The 16,277-nt window shown below is 63.4% G+C and carries 15 protein-coding genes and 1 pseudogene; 9 read left to right on the plus strand and 7 right to left on the minus strand.

Translation table 11 applies throughout. The annotated features are described in order from the left end of the window. From EOC93_RS18400 to EOC93_RS18430, 7 genes are all read left to right on the plus strand, one after another. A partial coding sequence (locus tag EOC93_RS18400) for an alpha-2-macroglobulin (RefSeq protein ID WP_164759189.1) occupies positions 1-3,097 on the plus strand: 3,097 nt, incomplete at its 5' end. 261 nt (positions 3,098-3,358) lie between these two features. Next, on the plus strand, positions 3,359-5,449 hold the full coding sequence (gene pbpC / locus EOC93_RS18405) for a penicillin-binding protein 1C (RefSeq protein WP_127205338.1): 2,091 nt from the start codon (positions 3,359-3,361) through the stop codon (positions 5,447-5,449). Between the two features lies 1 nt (position 5,450). Then, entirely contained in the window at positions 5,451-6,176 is a 726-nt protein-coding gene (locus EOC93_RS18410; protein WP_127205339.1) for a M15 family metallopeptidase, read from the plus strand. A gap of 244 nt (positions 6,177-6,420) precedes the next feature. Continuing rightward, a complete protein-coding gene (locus EOC93_RS18415) occupies positions 6,421-7,449 on the plus strand; it encodes a sulfate ABC transporter substrate-binding protein (RefSeq protein ID WP_095482917.1) in 1,029 nt (342 codons plus the stop codon). A gap of 32 nt (positions 7,450-7,481) precedes the next feature. Next, the gene (gene cysT, locus EOC93_RS18420) at positions 7,482-8,333 is read left to right on the plus strand and encodes a sulfate ABC transporter permease subunit CysT (RefSeq protein ID WP_095482918.1); all 852 of its coding nucleotides are present in this window, start codon (positions 7,482-7,484) and stop codon (positions 8,331-8,333) included. After that, a complete protein-coding gene (gene cysW, locus EOC93_RS18425) occupies positions 8,326-9,210 on the plus strand; it encodes a sulfate ABC transporter permease subunit CysW (protein WP_127205340.1) in 885 nt (294 codons plus the stop codon). The genes cysT and cysW overlap by 8 nt, the downstream gene beginning before the upstream one ends. Before the next feature lie 68 nt (positions 9,211-9,278). Then, on the plus strand, positions 9,279-10,319 hold the full coding sequence (locus EOC93_RS18430) for a sulfate/molybdate ABC transporter ATP-binding protein (protein WP_126105834.1): 1,041 nt from the start codon (positions 9,279-9,281) through the stop codon (positions 10,317-10,319). A 67-nt stretch (positions 10,320-10,386) separates the two neighbouring features. On the opposite strand, the gene EOC93_RS18435 is transcribed toward EOC93_RS18430, so the two are convergent. Further along, on the minus strand, positions 10,387-10,863 hold the full coding sequence (locus tag EOC93_RS18435; RefSeq protein WP_095482921.1) for a GNAT family N-acetyltransferase: 477 nt from the start codon (positions 10,861-10,863) through the stop codon (positions 10,387-10,389). Next, the gene (locus EOC93_RS18440) at positions 10,863-11,144 is read right to left on the minus strand and encodes a DUF1778 domain-containing protein (protein ID WP_127205341.1); all 282 of its coding nucleotides are present in this window, start codon (positions 11,142-11,144) and stop codon (positions 10,863-10,865) included. The genes EOC93_RS18435 and EOC93_RS18440 overlap by 1 nt, the downstream gene beginning before the upstream one ends. Positions 11,145-11,415: 271 nt before the next feature. On the opposite strand from EOC93_RS18440, the gene EOC93_RS18445 reads away from it, so the two are divergent. Together EOC93_RS18445 and EOC93_RS18450 are read left to right on the plus strand one after the other, a co-directional pair. Further along, positions 11,416-12,402: a sulfate ABC transporter substrate-binding protein gene (locus tag EOC93_RS18445; RefSeq protein WP_127205342.1), complete on the plus strand. Its 987-nt coding sequence runs from the start codon at positions 11,416-11,418 to the stop codon at positions 12,400-12,402. A 251-nt stretch (positions 12,403-12,653) separates the two neighbouring features. Then, entirely contained in the window at positions 12,654-13,103 is a 450-nt protein-coding gene (locus tag EOC93_RS18450) for an Rrf2 family transcriptional regulator (protein ID WP_006202816.1), read from the plus strand. Between the two features lie 111 nt (positions 13,104-13,214). On the opposite strand, the pseudogene EOC93_RS34860 reads toward EOC93_RS18450, so the two are convergent. From EOC93_RS34860 to EOC93_RS18475, 5 genes and pseudogenes are all read right to left on the minus strand, one after another. Then, a pseudogene (locus tag EOC93_RS34860) lies at positions 13,215-13,313 on the minus strand (IS5/IS1182 family transposase); the annotation flags it as partial. 104 nt (positions 13,314-13,417) lie between these two features. Then, positions 13,418-13,966, minus strand: coding sequence for a dihydrofolate reductase family protein (locus EOC93_RS18460; protein ID WP_127205343.1), 549 nt, complete (start codon positions 13,964-13,966; stop codon positions 13,418-13,420). A 222-nt stretch (positions 13,967-14,188) separates the two neighbouring features. Beyond that, a complete protein-coding gene (locus tag EOC93_RS18465; protein WP_127205344.1) occupies positions 14,189-15,115 on the minus strand; it encodes an SRPBCC family protein in 927 nt (308 codons plus the stop codon). Continuing rightward, a complete protein-coding gene (locus tag EOC93_RS18470; RefSeq protein ID WP_095482948.1) occupies positions 15,112-15,453 on the minus strand; it encodes a metalloregulator ArsR/SmtB family transcription factor in 342 nt (113 codons plus the stop codon). The genes EOC93_RS18465 and EOC93_RS18470 overlap by 4 nt, the downstream gene beginning before the upstream one ends. 274 nt (positions 15,454-15,727) lie before the next feature. Then, positions 15,728-16,255, minus strand: coding sequence for a gluconokinase (locus tag EOC93_RS18475; RefSeq protein ID WP_127205345.1), 528 nt, complete (start codon positions 16,253-16,255; stop codon positions 15,728-15,730). Between the last annotated feature and the right edge of the window lie 22 nt (positions 16,256-16,277).

A 16,277-nucleotide genomic window follows, 5' to 3' on the forward strand; every position in this document is an offset into this window, starting at 1 on the left:
CTCGACCACCAAGCTCGTCGATGCCAAGGTTACGGTCAGAATGCGCGAGACTGGCGGCCGCGTCGTCGAGCGCTCGCTCAACATCGGCATCCGGCCGCAGGGCCACATGATCGGCATCCGTCCGGATTTCGACGGCGACGAGGTACCGCAAGGCGGCACGGCGAAGTTCAGCCTGATCGCCGTCGACCCCGACGGCAAGCGTGAGGCGCTGCAGGGCGCGCAATGGTCGCTGGTCAAGGTCGAACGCAGCTACCAATGGTACCGCTCGAGCAATTCCTGGAACTATGAGCCGGTGACGTTCACCAAGTCAGTGGCCAATGGCCAGGTCGACCTGACCGCCGATGGCGAGGCCACCGTCTCGCTGCCGGTCGACTGGGGCCGCTATCGGCTTGAGATCGAGACATCGGATCCGGAAGGCCCGGCGACCAGTTACGAGTTCGACGCCGGCTGGTATGTCAGCTCCACCACCACCGAAACGCCCGACGGCCTCGAGATCGCCCTCGACAAGGATACCTATGCGGCGGGCGAAGTGGCCAAGCTCAAAGTGTCGCCGCATTTTGCCGGCGAGCTGCTCGTCACCATTGGCGCCGACAAACTCTTGAAGACCGTCACCGCGACCGTTCCAGAAGGCGGCAGCACCATCGACATCCCGGTCGGCGACGACTGGGGCGCCGGCGCCTATGTCACGGCAACGCTGTTCAGGCCGGGCGATGCGCAGGAAACGCGCATGCCGGCGCGCGCCATCGGCGTCAAATGGCTGAAGGTCGATCCGGGCTCGAAGAAGCTCGCCGTCACCTTGACGCCGCCGGACAAGACCATGCCGCGCCAGCAGCTGTCGATCCCGGTCTCGGTGGCCGGCGTGCAGCCGGGCGCCAATGCCTATGTCATGGTCGCGGCCGTCGATGTCGGCATCCTCAACCTCACCAATTACAAGGTGCCGGATCCGGAGACCTGGTTCTTCGGCCAGCGCATGCTCGGCCTTGAAGTGCGCGACCTCTACGGCCGCCTGATCGACGGCTCGCTGGGCACGTCAGGCAAGCTGCGCACCGGCGGCGACGGCGCCAACATGCAGTCGCAAGGCAGCCCGCCGACCGAAAAACTGGTCGCCTTCTTCTCCGGTCCGGTCCAGCTCGACGCCGACGGCAAGGCGCGGATCGATTTCGACATCCCGCAGTTCAACGGCACCGTGCGCGTCATGGCCGTCGCCTGGACCAAGGACGGGGTCGGCCATGCCCAGTCCGACGTGATCGTGCGCGATCCGGTGGTGATCACTGCCGGCCTGCCGCGCTTCCTGGCGCCCGGCGATTCGGCCGTCATGCGGCTCGACGTCGCCGACACCGATGGTCCAGAGGGCGACTATGCACTGTCGATAGATACCACCGGCGGGCTGTCGACCGGCACTGCCGCCCTGCCCGAGAAGCTGACGCTCGCCGAAGGCAAGCGGCAGACGCTGACCGTGCCGCTGATGGCTGAGAAGCCAGGCAACGCCTCGATCACGATCAAGCTCGCTCATGCCGACGGCACGGCTGTTGAACAGACGCTCTATGTTCCGGTGCGTCCGGCGCAATTGCCGGTGACCACCCGCATGGTGGTCGACCTCAAGGGCAATGGCGGGTCGCTGCGCGTCGACAAGGAGCTGCTGGCGGCAAGCGTGCTCGACGGCGCTTCGGTCAGCGTCGGCGTTTCGCAGGCGGCGGCCTTTGACGTGCCGTCGCTCCTGATGACGCTCGACCGCTACCCCTATGGCTGCGCCGAGCAGACCACCAGCCGCGCCATGCCGCTTCTCTATGTCAACGACATGGCCTCGGGCATCGGCATGGCCAGCGACCCCGACCTGCGTGGCCGCATCCAGGACGCCATCTACAAGGTGCTGAGCTATCAGGCCTCGGCCGGCAGCTTCGGCCTGTGGGGTCCGGGCTCCGGCGACCTGTGGCTCGACGCCTACGTCACTGATTTCCTGACCCGGGCGCGTGAGCAGAAATACGACGTGCCGGCCCTGGCGATGAACCAGGCGCTGAGCAATCTGCAGAACGCGATCGGCTACGACCAGGACGTCAAGGGTCGCGGCAGCGAGATCGCCTATGCGCTCTATGTGCTGGCCCGCAACAAAAAGGCTTCGATCGGCGATCTGCGCTACTATGCCGACACGCAGCTCGAAGCCTTTACGAGCCCGATGGCCCTTGCCCAATTGGCGGCAGGCCTGGCGCTTTATGGCGACACGCAGCGTTCGGAAGCCACCTTCCAGGCCGCCCTGCAACTGGCCCAGTCGACCTCCGCATACGACTACTACAGGTCCGACTATGGCTCGCCGCTGCGTGACGGCGCGGCGATGCTGGCGCTCGCCGCCGAATCGAAGCCGGTGCCGACGATCGTGCCGGCGCTGATCACGCTGGTGACGAAGGAACGCGCCGCCGTCAGATGGACCAGCACCCAGGACGAGTCCTGGATGCTGCTGGCGGCCCGCGCGCTGAAGGCCGGCAACGATGCGATCGCGCTGACCATCAATGGCGCACCGCATGTCGGCGCCTATTCGGAGCAGATCGCCGGCAGCGACCTGGTCGATAGCCCACTGACCGTCGCCAACACCGGCAGCAACCCGCTGCAGGCAGTCGTCACCACGGTGGCCTCGCCGATCCAGCCACTGCCGGCCAGCGGCAACGGCTTCACCATCGGCCGCACCTACTACAAGCTCGACGGCACGGAAGCCAATGTCACGGAGGCGACCCAGAACGAACGCTATGTCGTCGTGCTCAAGATCTACGAGCAGAACAAGTGGCCGTCGCGGCTCGTGATCACCGATCTGCTGCCGGCCGGCTTCGAAATCGACAATCCGGGCTTGGTTTCCAGCGCCCAGTTGTCGAACTTCTCCTGGCTGGCCCAGACCGACGCCGCCCATCTCGAATTCCGTGACGACCGTTTCGTCGCGGCCTTCAATCCGAACGATGGCGACGGCGACCGCAACATTACGCTCGCCTATGTCGTGCGCGCGGTGACGCCGGGCACCTATGCCCATCCGGCGGCAACGGTCGAGGACATGTACCGGCCGCAATATTCGGCCCGCACCGCGACCGGGATGATGGAGGTAAAGGCGCCGTAAGGCGCCGATGGCGAACAGGAACATGGCGATGGCACCTTCGCAAAGGATTTCGCCAATCTTCAGCGCTGCAGAAAGGGAGCCGAGGTTGCGGCCGGCTCTCCCTTCTCCCCTTGTGGGAGAAGGTGGCCGAGCGCAGCTCGGTCGGATGAGGGGTGTTCCAGCTTGGCACCGATAGCGCTCTGGCCAGCACCCCTCAACCGTCTTGGCGCTGCGCGCCAATCCACCTTCTCCCACAAGGGGAGAAGGAAGAAGGGCGGAGCGATGCTCTCCAGAAAATTCCTACGCCGAACGGCCATCACCGCCGCCGCTTGCGCCGGCCTCATGGCCATCTCCGCCGCCACCCTTTGGCAGCTCGACCGCGCCTTTCCGCCGCCGCTGCCGGCCGAACCCACTGTGTCGACCGAGGTGCTCGACCGCGACGGCCAGCTTCTGCGCGCCTTCGCCACGCCGGACGGCTATTGGCGGCTCGCCACCCGCCTCGACCAGGTCGACAAGCAGTTCGTCGACATGCTGGTCACTTATGAGGACAAGCGCTTCTGGGACCATGAAGGCGTCGACGTGCTGGCGCTGGCCCGCGCCGCCGGCCAGTTCGCGACCAATGGCCGTATCGTCTCCGGCGGCTCGACGCTGTCGATGCAACTCGCCCGGCTGGCCGAACCGCGCGACAGCCGCAGCTTTGGCTCAAAGGTCAAGCAGATGCTGCGCGCCCTGCAGATCGAGCGGCGGCTCACCAAGCGCGAGATCCTCGAACGCTATTTGACGCTGGCGCCCTATGGCGGCAATCTCGAAGGCGTGCGCGCCGCCGCGCTGGCCTATTTCGGCAAGGAGCCGAAGCGGCTGACGGTCTCGGAGGCGGCTCTGCTCGTCGCGCTGCCGCAACTACCCGAAAAGCGCCGGCCCGACCGCAATCTCGCAATCGCTCACGCCGCTCGCGACCGGGTGCTGACGCGCATGGTTTCAGCTGGCCTGCTTGGCGAGCGCCAAGCCGCACGTGCTGCGCTCGACGACGTTTCCGCCATCCGCCGCACGTTGCCGGCGCTCGCTGCCCATGCCGCTTATGCGATGCTGCCAAGGGCCGTCCCCGGCCAGAAGCTGCAACTGACGATCCGCAAAAGCGTCCAGGAAGGGTTGGAACAGGTGGCCAGGGATGCCGCCACCAGGCTCGGGCCCCGCCTGTCGGTCGCCATGGTGCTGGCCGACGCCCGCACCGGCGACATCCTTGGCGAGGTCGGCTCCGCCAATTTCTTCGACGCCAGCCGCTCCGGCTGGATCGACATGACCAGGATCGTCCGCTCGCCCGGTTCGACGTTGAAACCGTTCATCTACGGGCTCGCCTTCGAGCAGGGACTGGTGGCGCAGGAAACGCTGATCGACGACAGTCCGACGGATTTCGGGGGCTATCGGCCGAAGAATTTCGACATGGGCTACCAAGGCGACGTCAGCATTCGGCAGGCGCTGCAACTGTCGCTCAACGTGCCGGCGATCAGTGTGCTCGACGCGGTCGGGCCGGCGCGGCTGCTCGCGCGCTTCCGGCAGGCCGGCGTCACGCCGATCCTGCCCGTCGACAAGGCGCCGGGTCTCGCCATCGGCCTCGGCGGCGTTGGGGTGACGCTGCGCGACCTCGTCCAGCTCTATGCAGGGCTTGCCAATGGCGGCAAGGCGCATACCCTGCGTGACGGCACCGAGCCGGCCAATGCCAAACGCTCCACCACTACCATCCTCGACGATCAGGCGAACTGGCAGATCACCGACATATTGTCGGGCGTCAAGCCGCCCGAAGGTGCGGCCCAGCGCGGCATCGCCTACAAGACCGGCACCTCCTACGGCTACCGCGATGCCTGGTCGGTCGGTTTCGACGGGCGTTACGTGCTGGGCGTCTGGGTCGGCCGTCCCGATGCCGGCGCGGTGCCCGGCCTGTCCGGCTATGTCTCGGCCGCACCCATCCTGTTCGAGGGCTTTGTCCGCGCCGGTCTGGCCGCCGTGCAACTGCCAAGCCGGCCAGCCGGCGTGGTCAGACCCAGGCGCGACGATCTGCCGGTGACATTGGCGCGCTTCGGTTCTGGCGCCGATGGGCTGGTGCAGGCGACGCCGACCGAGCCCGCGCCGACGATCATCTTTCCGCCTGACGGCGCCCGCGTCGATCTCGACACCACTACCGCCGAAGCCTCGCCACTGGTGCTGAAGCTGCAAGGTGGCCGCGCGCCGTTCCGCTGGCTGGCAAATGGCAAGCCACTGATCGGCATCGACCGGCGACGCACCGCGACCTGGCAGCCGGACGGCGCCGGCTATTCGACCCTGACCGTGATCGACGCGGCCGGGCGCGCGGCCAGCGTGAAAGTGTTCGTTGAATAGAATGCGCCAAGCGATTCAGCGCATTGCGTTTTGCGCCCCGCTGTTGGCTGCCGGTATTGTCCCCGTCTTTTCCGCAGACCTCCCCGCCGGCTTCGTCCGCCTTGCCGACGTTGACCGCACCATCCGGCAGGACATCCGCTATGCCGGCACAAACAATTTCCTGCACCGCAAGGCGACCGGCTACGACGCGCCGGTATGCATACTCACCGGGCGAGCGGCGGAAGCGCTTTCCCGCGTCCAGAAAGCGATTGCCGCGGAGAGCCTCACGCTGGTCGTCTTCGACTGCTACCGCCCGGCGCGCGCGGTCTCTGATATGGGCGAATGGACCATGGAAGGCGGACCACCCGACCCGCAATGGTATCCGGCGGTCAAGCGCAAGGACCTCATCGCCAAGGGCTATATCGGCGAACTGTCGACCCATTCGCGCGGCTCGACCGTCGATGTCGCCATCGCGCGAGCCGACCGCAACACCGACACCCCGAAACCGGCCTGCGGTGTATCAGATGCCGACATGCTCGATTTCGGCACCGGCTTTGACTGTTTCGACCCAATGAGTGAAACGGCGCACCGTCCGCTCGCCGAGGAAGCAACCGCAAACCGCAAGAGGCTTGTCGAGATCATGCGCGCCGGCGGCTTCAGGAATTATCCGCGCGAATGGTGGCACTTCACGCTGAAAAACGAGCCATTTCCAAAGCAGCGCTTCGATTTTCTCGTCACCGCCGACTGAACCTGTGGCCACCGCGAAAGCAAATCGCGCCTAGATCACATCCAGCCATTGCCGAGGCGCGACCTGTCTCTAGATAGATCGCTTCATGAGCCCGGATTCTGCACCCCGGCGTCGAGAGGAAAGAATTTCTTCGTGAGGCCAAAGATCAGCGAAAAATTGCTTCTGAGGGACAAAAAAAGCAACATTGAGTGCATCTAATTTCTACCAATTCGGTAGATTTGAGGTGATCTCAACGGAGGCGTAAATGACCAATCCTCATTTCAGGAAACTGCTCGGCGCCCTTGTCGCTGCATCGGTCCAATTCGGAACACTCGGTTTCGCGTTTGCCGATACCACCATTCTCAACGTGTCCTATGATCCGACGCGTGAGCTATACAAGCAATTCGACGAGGCCTTTGTCGCCCACTGGAAGGCCGAGACCGGTGAGACGGTAACCGTCCAGCAGTCGCATGGCGGGTCGGGCGCGCAGGCCCGCGCCGTGATCGACGGCCTCGACGCCGACGTGGTGACGCTGGCGCTCGAAGGCGACATCAACGCCATCGTCTCGAAATCGCAGAAGATCAATCCCGACTGGCGGACCAAGTTCGAGAACAATTCGGCGCCCTACACTTCGACCATCGTCTTCCTTGTCCGCAAGGGCAATCCGAAGGGCATCCAGGACTGGGGCGACCTCGTCAAGGACGACGTCCAGGTGATCACGCCGAACCCCAAGACTTCGGGCGGAGCGCGCTGGAACTATCTCGCCGCCTGGGCCTATGCCAACGCCAAGGATGGCGGCGACGAGGCCAAGACCAAGGAATTCGTCGGCAACCTCTACGCCCATGTTCCGGTGCTCGACACCGGCGCGCGCGGCTCAACGGTGACCTTCGCGCAAAAGGGCCTGGGCGACGTGCTGCTGGCCTGGGAAAACGAAGCCTATCTGGCGCTCGACGAGTTCGGCGCCGATAATTTCGACATCGTCTACCCGCCGACCTCGATCCTGGCCGAGCCGCCGGTCGCCGTGGTCGACGCCAACGTCGATGCCAAGGGCACGCGAAAAGTCGCCGAAGCCTATCTGGGCTATCTCTACTCCAAGGAAGGCCAGACGCTGATCGCCAAGAACCACTATCGCCCGTCGAAGCCCGATTTGGTGCCGGCGGAGGACCTCGCCAAACTGCCGGAGATCAAGCTGATCACCATCGACGATCCACTTTTTGGCGGTTGGAAGAAGGCGCAGCCTTACCATTTCGGCGACGGTGGTATATTCGACCAGATCTACAAGCCGGCCCAGTAGGCCTAACAAGCTAGACTCTAGATCAGGACGACATGACCACAGCACCCGCAAAAGCGGGGTGGCGGTTCAGACAGCCGAGCGTCATTCCGGGTTTCGGATTGACGCTCGGCTTCTCTCTTGCCTACCTCACGCTCATCATCCTCATCCCCCTTTCCGGGCTGATCTGGCGATCGGCCGCGCTCGGCTGGGCCGATTTCTGGGCGATCGCCACCGATCGCCGCACCGTCAACGCGCTTGAAATCAGTTTTGGCACCGCTTTCATTGCCGCCGCGGTCAATGTCGTCTTCGGCACGATCGTCGCCTGGGTGCTGGTGCGCTACAACTTTCCTGGCCGCCGCATCGTCGATGCTATGGTCGACCTGCCCTTCGCGCTGCCGACGGCGGTCGCAGGCATCGCGCTGACCACGCTCTACGCGCCGAATGGCTGGCTCGGCAGCCTGCTGGCACCTCTCGGCATCAAGGTCGCCTACACGCCGCTCGGCATCGTCATCGCGCTGATCTTCATCGGCCTGCCTTTTGTCGTGCGCACCGTCCAGCCGATCATGGAAGAGATCGACAAGGAGGTGGAGGAAGTGGCCGCGACGCTCGGCGCCAACCGCTTCCAGACAATCGCCCGGGTTCTGCTTCCGGGCCTCGCGCCCGCCATCGTCACCGGTTTCGCGCTGGCTTTCGCGCGCGGTGTCGGCGAGTACGGCTCCGTCATCTTCATCGCCGGCAACCTGCCCTACAAATCCGAGATCGCGCCGCTGCTGATCGTCATCCGGCTGGAGGAATACAATTATGCGGCGGCGACCGCGATCGCGGCAATCATGCTCGCTTTGTCGTTCGTGATGCTGCTGGTCATCAATCTCGTGCAGACGTGGAGCCGCAAGCGCTATGGCTGATCCGGAGATCAAATCCTACGCACCGCACCACGAAAGCCAGTCGGCGGCAGTGACCGAAAGCCGCCCGGCGAAAGCCGTGCTGATGATCGTGACCTTTGCCTTCCTCGGCATTTTCCTGCTCTTGCCGCTGATCGTCGTCTTCAACGAAGCCTTCGCAAAAGGTCTCGGCGCTTACACGGAGGCGCTGACCAACCCAGACACGCGCTCGGCGATCCATCTGACACTGCTGGTGGCGGCGATCTCGGTGCCGCTCAATGTCATCTTCGGCATCTCCGCCGCTTGGGCGATCGCCAAATTCGAGTTCAAGGGCAAGGCCTTCCTGACCACGCTCATCGACCTGCCGTTTTCGGTCTCGCCGGTCATTTCCGGCTTGGTCTATGTGCTTTTGTTCGGCGCGCAAGGCCTGCTCGGCGCCTGGCTGAAGGCGCATGGCATCGTCATCCTGTTTGCCGTGCCGGGCATCGTGCTCGCCACCATCTTCGTCACCTTCCCCTTTGTCGCCCGCGAACTGATCCCGTTGATGCAGGAACAGGGCAATGGCGACGAGGAGGCAGCGCTGTCGCTCGGCGCCAATGGCTGGCAGGCTTTCTGGTACGTGACGCTGCCCAACGTCAAATGGGGGCTGCTCTACGGCGTGCTGTTGTGCAATGCCCGCGCCATGGGCGAGTTCGGCGCGGTGTCGGTGGTGTCCGGCCACATACGCGGGCTGACCAACACCATGCCGCTGCATGTCGAAATCCTCTACAATGAGTACAACGCCGCCGCCGCCTTCGCCGTCGCTTCGCTACTCGCGGGCCTGGCGCTCGTCACGCTGGTCTTGAAAACACTTCTCGAAATGCGCTACGGCGCCGAGATCGCCGCGACGCGCGGACATTAATGCCTGTTGCCCAAAAGTGTATAGCGGTTTTGGGATAACGACATGCATCGACAAAAAAGGGACGGTTGATGGAAGTTCGCGTTGCCAACGTGCGCAAGGAGTTTGAGCGGTTTCCGGCCCTCCACGATGTTTCGCTCGACATCAAGTCCGGCGAGCTGATCGCGCTGCTCGGGCCTTCCGGCTCCGGCAAGACGACGCTGCTCAGGCTGATCGCCGGACTGGAGCGACCGACGAGGGGAAAGATATTCTTCGGTGAGGAGGACGCGTCGCAAAAGTCGATCCAGGAGCGTAATGTCGGCTTCGTCTTCCAGCACTATGCGCTGTTTCGCCATATGACGGTCGCCGATAATATCGGCTTCGGACTCAAGGTCCGGCACGGGCCGACACGCCCGTCCGCGCAGGAAATCCGCCGCCGGGCCTCCGAGCTTCTCGACCTCGTCCAGCTTTCCGGCTTGGAAAAACGCTATCCGGCGCAGCTTTCGGGCGGCCAGCGCCAGCGCGTGGCGCTTGCCCGCGCCATGGCGATCGAACCGGCTGTGCTTTTGCTGGACGAGCCGTTCGGCGCGCTCGATGCCCAGGTCCGCCGCGAGTTGCGGCGCTGGCTGCGCGACATCCACGACGCCACCGGCCACACCACGGTCTTCGTCACCCATGACCAGGAAGAAGCGCTGGAGCTTGCCGACCGCGTGGTGGTGATGAGCCAGGGCCGCATCGAGCAGGTCGGCACCGCCGATGAAATCTACGACACGCCGAATTCGCCCTTCGTCTACGGCTTCATCGGCGAATCGAGCTCGCTTCCCGTCAAGGTCGAGGACGGCCAGGTCTGGATCGCCGATCGCCCGATCGGCCTCTCCGCGCCACAGGCGCCGCAAGGCGAAGCGACGCTGTTCTTCCGCCCGCACGATGTCGAGCTGGTGGACGAATGCAATGGCTGCATCGCCGGCACGGTCGCCGCCAGCCGCCGCGTCGCCGGCACCAGACGCGTGGAGCTCGAAATCGGCGGCGAGCGTCAGCGGGTCGAGATCGAGCTGCCCGTCGACCACCCAGCGGCGCAGAAAAGCCGGGTGGCGTTCCGGCCGCGGCGCTGGAAGCTTTTTCCGGCCGCTTAGCCGCAAGGCGATGGTGAATCCGGCTGATGGTGGTCGCCTCTTCATGCTGAGCGACATCGACTACCTTTCAACGCGCCTTTAGCGAGAGCACCAGGGTCATCGGATTTTTTGGGGAAGCCGCAAAGCCGTAGTGCTCATAGAAAGCTTTCGCTTCAGCCGATATGGCATGAACAAAAATGCCGCGAATCCCGAGGATCGTCGCGGCATGGCCAGTGCGCAGAACGGCATCTTGCAAGAGCGCTGCGCCTAGCCCCTTCCCTTGCCAGCTTGCGTCCACGGCGAGACGCCCGAGGACAGCCATAGGGACGGGATCCGGCATGTTGCGGCGAATGGCGCCTGGCGCTTCCGCAAGATCAAGCCCACCCGAGGACAGACAGTAGTAGCCGACAACGCGCACGCCTTCCGTTACGACATAAGTGCGCGACGCGCCGCTGACCTGGTTGGCCCGCGCCCTGCGGCGAAGCCATTGATCCAGGCTCTCGGTCCCGCTTTGGAATAGTTCGAGATCGTGGTTGTCGGCAAGAGGCGTGGGCGCCGACAGCATCAGCCCTGCCAGGGCTTGGGCGCATTCATAAGGCGTGCAAAACCTTCGCCGCTCGGTGGCTCGTCAAGAATGTCGAGATAGTGTTGGTAACTCTCGGGATCGACCTTGATCAGCGCTTGATTGAGCAGCGTGTCCTCGGCCGCGCGGTAGGCGGCATCGATCATAAAATCGGAGCGGGTTTTACCGCGTATTTTCGCGGCGCGGTCAATCAGAACTCGCACATCCTCTCGGATGCGCAGATTGACAGGCTTGGCGTGGGTTTCAGGTGCAGTTTTTGTCATTGAGGACTCCTCTTTCCCACCATAACACTCCGCATACACAATGTGTATCTATTTCATTGCCTCATTAGGAAGGTGATTGGAAAAGCACCGGCGGTGTGGCGGGAACACACCGAAATGACTCTGCTTGGAAGAAAATCCTAGCAATGGGCTGTCTCGGCAATCTTTTTTCTCACAGCAACACCATAGATCCGGCTTGCATGCCTCGTCGTCTCGGGCATCGTCCGATTATTCTGCCGCATTCGACAAACGACATTTTCAGGAGCCCGTTTTCATGAAGCGATTTTTGCTTGGCGTCGCCACATTGGCCGGTCTGTTCCTGGCATCCTCCCAAGCCTGGTCGGCCGACAAACTGCTGAACGCGTCCTACGATGTCGGCCGCGAATTGTTTGCGCAGGTCAACAAGGCCTTCATCGCTGGGCACCCCGGCGTCACCATCGATCAGTCGCATGCCGGGACGTCGGCGCAGGCGCGCGCCATCGCCGAGGGGCTCGGCGCCGATGTCGTCACCTTCAACCAGGTCCTCGACATCGACTTTCTGGTCTCGAAGGGTCTTATCTCCGCCGACTGGCAAAAAGACTTCCCCGACAACGCCTCGCCTTTCTATTCGCTGCCGTCCTTTTTGGTGCGCGCCGGCAATCCGAAGAACATCAAGGATTGGAACGATCTCGTGCGCGACGACGTCCAGGTGATCTTCCCCAATCCAAAAACGTCGGGCAATGCGCGCTACACCTATCTCGCGGCCACCGCCTACGCCAAGGAAGCCTTCAAGGGCGATGACGCCAAGGTGAAGGAATTCGTCACCAAACTCTTCAACAACGTGCCGATCTTCGACAGCGGCGGACGCGCCGCCACCACCACCTTCGTGCAGCGCGAAATCGGCGACGTGCTGATCACCTTCGAGTCGGAAACCCGCGGCATCAGCAGGGAGTATGGCGAGGACAAGTTCGAGCAGGTGACGCCTTCGGTCAGCCTGTTGGCGGAGTTTCCGGTGGCGATCGTCGACACGGTCGCCGACGAGCACGGCACACGCGATCTCGCCAAGACCTATCTCGACTTCCTCTATACGCCGGAGGGCCAGGACATCGCCGCCCGCAACGGCCTGCGGGCCCGCGACGCGGCGGTCGCGGCCAAATACACGGCTGAGTTTCCCGATGTCCGCCTGCTGACGGTGGAAGATGTCTTCGGCGGCTGGGCCAAGGTCCAGGCCGAGCATTTCGCCGCGGGCGGATTGCTCGACCAGACCTACGGCAGTCGCTGAAGCAAGCGATCTTCGAACTGAAACGAAAGTCGGCTTTTGCCGGCTTTCTTCGTTTTTCGCTCCGGAAAGGTGATTTCCCGCTTTCCGGGCGCCTGCCATCCAAAAACGTTACGAAGAATCAACGCGTTTGCGCGCAATGTGTCAGCAGGCGGCTTGTCTGCGCGAACGGCATCGCAAGGCTCAACCGTCATGATTTGCACACAAACAGCCGCCAGACGCGGGTGGTTGGGGCTTCATGGGTTGACTCGGGCATGCTGACCAAAAAAGGCAAATACGGCCTCAAGGCCCTCGTGCATCTGTCCGGCCTGCCGGTCGGCCAGCTCGCATTCGTCAATGACATTGCGGTCGCCAACAACATCCCGAAGAAATTCCTGGATGCCATTCTGGGCGAGTTACGCAATGCCGGCTTCGTCCAGAGCCGCAAGGGCAAGGAGGGCGGCTATCGCCTCGCGCGGCCGGCCTCCGAGATCAAGATCGGCCATGTCGTGCGTGTCCTCGACGGGCCGCTGGCGCCGATCCCTTGCGCCAGCCGCACGCAGTACCAGCGTTGCGAGGATTGCGACGAGGCGACCTGCCAGGTCAGGCACATGATGCTGGAGGTGCGCCAGGCGATCGCCGAGGTGCTGGACAATCGCAGCCTCGCCGCCATGCGCGATGCCGACAATGACGATTTTCCGGTCGAACTGACGTCGCAGATCTAATCTAAATTTAGGCCGTAGACTCATAAGCGCGGAGCCAAAGCCGCATTGACCGAGACAATGATCTGGACCTCCTTTTTTGCTGTCACAGCCTGCTGGTGGGCGCGAACGGAAGGTTCTGTCGATCATCTGGATCTCGCCGTCGTGCGCAGCCGTGATACACTCCATCAGTCGGCCCCGCACGCCTGCCTTCCGCCATCGCACGAAGCGGTCGACGGCGGCTGCGCCCCTTGGCCGGCGATCGTCTGGAGCGCGCCGCTTCCCCAGGCCCTCCCATTTCGGCAAAGCCTACTTGACGGGAAAGAGCGGATCGATCGTCATTGTCTGCTCTCCGGCGCGTAATGGAGGATGACAACACCTGACTTGAGCGTCCTCGTCTCCAGATGCTTCAGGGGTGTCCGGTTCGGGCCGCCCTTGAAGAGCGGCGTGCCTCTCCCGAGAATGACGGGGTTGATCCCGAGGTGATACTCGTCGATCAGGCCGTGCTCCATCAGGGTCGCCGTGAGGTCGGCGCTGCCGAACACGAAGATGTCTCCGCCGTCCCTGGTCTTCAGCTTGGAGACTTCTTCCGCGACATTGCCGTTGAAGAGCTTCGTGTTGTTCCAGGCGGCGCTTTTCAGCGTGCGCGAGAAGACCACCTTCTCGATCTTGTTCATGAAATCCGCGATCCAGCCTTGCTCGGACGGCCAATAGGCTGCCATGAGCTCGTAGGTCACGCGACCGAAGATCAGCGTGTCGGCCTTTTCCTGGGTCTCACGAATGTAGTTCTCAAGTTCTTCTTCGAAGACGAACCAGCTGATGTCCCTGTCCGGACCTTCGAAGAAGCCGTCGACGGTCACCATGTCCCATATGATCAGTTTTCTCATAGAACCCTCCTCTTCGTGTATCCCTTTGTGAATTCTCGGCCCTATCCCGCGAATCGGAAGCGCATGTTGGTGATTTGCCCCGCTTCCGAGATCTCGGTCTTCTCCAGCCTGACCGGCTCCATGCCTTCTGACTGAAGAGGCGGATGCCGTCGCCGATGAGGACGGGCGCGACACGGATGAGGACCTCGTCCACAAGCCTAATTCGGGGCGAGTCGCAGCACCTCAGCGGCATGCGACGAAGCGTTCCAGTTTGCCCAGAGTTTGCAGTCCCAGCTCCACGGCACCGAAGCCCTTCGCCTCCTGGAACTCGGCAGCCGTGCTGAATACCATGCCCAGCGTTACCTTCGTCGCCCCGTCCTGATCCTCGAACGAGGCCCAGGCGTCGGCATGTTTCGGCCCGTTTTCGCCCCAATGCAGCGTATAGCCGATCCTCTCCTCGGGCCGGACCTCGTTATAGAGATGGTGGTTCGGGAAGACCGTGCCGTCACGCGCGATCATGTCGAATACCCATTCGCCGCCCGTTCGCAAGTCGATCCTCTTCGTTCGACAGGAGAAGCCTTCCGGCCCCCACCATTGCGGCAGCGTTTCAGGGTTCATCCACGCGCCCCACACGATGGACCGCGGCGCCTGAATCACCCGCTGCAGTACCATGGCCCGTTCAGCCGCGCCCGCGAGGTTGTCTAGTCCCGCGCCGAAGCCTTCCCGATAGCCTGCCTCCATGTCCTCCGCCAGCGAGGAAAGCTGCACCGTCACGACCAACCGGCTGCGCTCGTCCGCACCTTCGAAATCGGCTGTCACCAGCGCTGCTGATTGCGTCACGCCTTCGGACGAGACCACCTCGTAGTTCACGCTGCACAGCGCCGGCTGCAACGCCAGCCAGCCGCACTCGCAGCGGATGTCCGAATGGCCCTCTATCTTGCAGAGCGAGACCTCGCGTCCACCCACCCTGGTATCGACCTCCAAGAACTCCACGGTGACCGAGGGCGATGGCGCAGCCCAGATCGCCCGCGCGGCCGGAGCCGTCCATGCCTCCCATAGTACGGCCAGTGGCGCGCCCACGTCCCGTTCGAAGGTGAGCGTCGCAAAGCGGCCCTTCCTTTCATCAGGCACCGCATGGGTCGCACTGTTTGTAGCGAGGTTCTGTGTCATTCTGCGCGCTCCTTCATCACATTCATCACAAATGCGTCCAACCGGTCGAGCCGAGCTTCCCAGATGGCCCGCTGTTCATCGAGCCATGTCCGCGCTGGGTCCAGAGCCTCGGGCACGATGGCGCAGGTGCGTATCCGCCCGTCCTTGGAGGTGGAGATCAACCCAGCCTCCTCCAGCACAGAAAGGTGCCGCATCACCGTGGGCAGACGCAGTCCCGTCGGACCAGCCAAATCCGTCACCCGCGCAGGCCTTTCGGCGAGTCGAGTCAGGATCGACCGACGGGTCGGATCGGCCAGAGCGTGGAAGAGCAGCGATAGATCGGGATAATGCTTAGCCATGTCGCTAACTATCGCCCACTTTTCCGGTGGCGCAAGCGAAAACTTCGTCAAGTCGCTAAGTTTTTTTCCCAACGCGCCGAGTTCTCGGAGTAGGCGGCTTACATTGCCGATTCCGCTGAGAAGTTGCTCGCAGCGATGCGAGCGCAGGCCGATGCCTGCAATCGAAGACAAATTCCTGAAGCCGCCAGTCCGCTTCCCACCAATCTCAGCCGTTCGCGTTTTATGGGTTCACGGACTGGCACCCTGAAAGCGAGAGCCGCGCCGGCGAGCCGGCTCATGAATTCGCCTCGAACAGGCTCACGGCGTCGGCGACAATGTCGGCGATCGGGCGCGTCGCATCGAGCGTCACTGCGTTCTCGTCGGCTGCCGGCGCTTCAAGCGTGGCGAACTGGCTGTCGACCAGGCTTGCCGGCATGAAATGGCCCTGGCGGGAGCCGACGCGCTGCTTGGCGGTCGCTGGATCGATTTCCAGATAGAGGAAAACGATATCCTGGCAAAAGCCACGCAGGCGCTCGCGGTAGCTGCGCTTCAGCGCCGAGCAGGCGGCGACGACACCTTGCCCATCGCCGACCGATCCCGCAATGCGCCGGCCGATCGCGTCGAGCCAGCCTTCACGCAATGCGTCGGTCAGCGGCTCACCGCTTGCCATCCGCGCGACGTTTTCCGGCGGATGCAGCCTGTCGCCCTCGACGAAGATGGCGCCCAACGCTGCGGCCAGCGCTTCGCCGACGGCCGACTTGCCACAGCCGGCAACGCCCATCACCACGACGGCCGGTGCGGACCGGACGGGATCCCTCTGCATTTGTGCTGCCTTTTCGTCCACG

Source organism: Mesorhizobium sp. M6A.T.Ce.TU.002.03.1.1 (assembly GCF_003997275.1).
In the GTDB taxonomy this organism is placed as follows: Bacteria; Pseudomonadota; Alphaproteobacteria; order Rhizobiales; family Rhizobiaceae; genus Mesorhizobium; species Mesorhizobium mediterraneum.

Bases quoted from the DNA above. Each gene is read 5' to 3' on its own strand.
- pbpC (WP_127205338.1), top strand. From the start codon at position 3,359: ATGCTCTCCAGAAAATTCCTACGCCGAACGGCCATCACCGCCGCCGCT.
- EOC93_RS18410 (WP_127205339.1), top strand. From the start codon at position 5,451: ATGCGCCAAGCGATTCAGCGCATTGCGTTTTGCGCCCCGCTGTTGGCT.
- EOC93_RS18415 (WP_095482917.1), top strand. From the start codon at position 6,421: ATGACCAATCCTCATTTCAGGAAACTGCTCGGCGCCCTTGTCGCTGCA.
- cysT (WP_095482918.1), top strand. From the start codon at position 7,482: ATGACCACAGCACCCGCAAAAGCGGGGTGGCGGTTCAGACAGCCGAGC.
- cysW (WP_127205340.1), top strand. From the start codon at position 8,326: ATGGCTGATCCGGAGATCAAATCCTACGCACCGCACCACGAAAGCCAG.
- EOC93_RS18430 (WP_126105834.1), top strand. From the start codon at position 9,279: ATGGAAGTTCGCGTTGCCAACGTGCGCAAGGAGTTTGAGCGGTTTCCG.
- EOC93_RS18435 (WP_095482921.1), bottom strand. From the start codon at position 10,863: ATGCTGTCGGCGCCCACGCCTCTTGCCGACAACCACGATCTCGAACTA.
- EOC93_RS18440 (WP_127205341.1), bottom strand. From the start codon at position 11,144: ATGACAAAAACTGCACCTGAAACCCACGCCAAGCCTGTCAATCTGCGC.
- EOC93_RS18445 (WP_127205342.1), top strand. From the start codon at position 11,416: ATGAAGCGATTTTTGCTTGGCGTCGCCACATTGGCCGGTCTGTTCCTG.
- EOC93_RS18450 (WP_006202816.1), top strand. From the start codon at position 12,654: ATGCTGACCAAAAAAGGCAAATACGGCCTCAAGGCCCTCGTGCATCTG.
- EOC93_RS18460 (WP_127205343.1), bottom strand. From the start codon at position 13,966: ATGAGAAAACTGATCATATGGGACATGGTGACCGTCGACGGCTTCTTC.
- EOC93_RS18465 (WP_127205344.1), bottom strand. From the start codon at position 15,115: ATGACACAGAACCTCGCTACAAACAGTGCGACCCATGCGGTGCCTGAT.
- EOC93_RS18470 (WP_095482948.1), bottom strand. From the start codon at position 15,453: ATGGCTAAGCATTATCCCGATCTATCGCTGCTCTTCCACGCTCTGGCC.
- EOC93_RS18475 (WP_127205345.1), bottom strand. From the start codon at position 16,255: ATGCAGAGGGATCCCGTCCGGTCCGCACCGGCCGTCGTGGTGATGGGC.